The sequence below is a fragment of the Streptomyces katrae genome, assembly GCF_000966975.1.
Lineage (GTDB): Bacteria > Actinomycetota > Actinomycetes > Streptomycetales > Streptomycetaceae > Streptomyces > Streptomyces katrae.
In genome coordinates, this window is the sequence record NZ_JZWV01001128.1 from 1 (window position 1) to 256 (window position 256).

At 75.4% G+C, this 256-nt stretch carries 1 protein-coding gene; it reads right to left on the reverse strand.

Annotated elements, in window-relative coordinates:
* Positions 1-29: 29 nt before the first annotated feature.
* On the reverse strand, positions 30-256 hold a 227-nt coding region (locus VR44_RS33595; protein WP_045951425.1), incomplete at its 5' end, for a M24 family metallopeptidase.

Here is a 256-nt window from a genome sequence, read left to right on the forward strand (position 1 = left end):
CCCGGCCCCCGTGCCGCCCCCCCCGCGAGTCAGCCCGCCACGCGGGCCATCCACGCCTCGACCTCGTCCGCCGAGCGCGGCAGGCCCGCGGACAGGTTCTCGTGGCCGTCGGCGGTCACCAGCAGGTCGTCCTCGATCCGCACGCCGATGCCACGCCACTCCTCGGGCACCGTGAGGTCGTCCGGCTGGAAGTACAGGCCCGGCTCCACCGTGAGCACCATGCCCGGCTCCAGCGCCCCCTCGACGTACTCCTCGG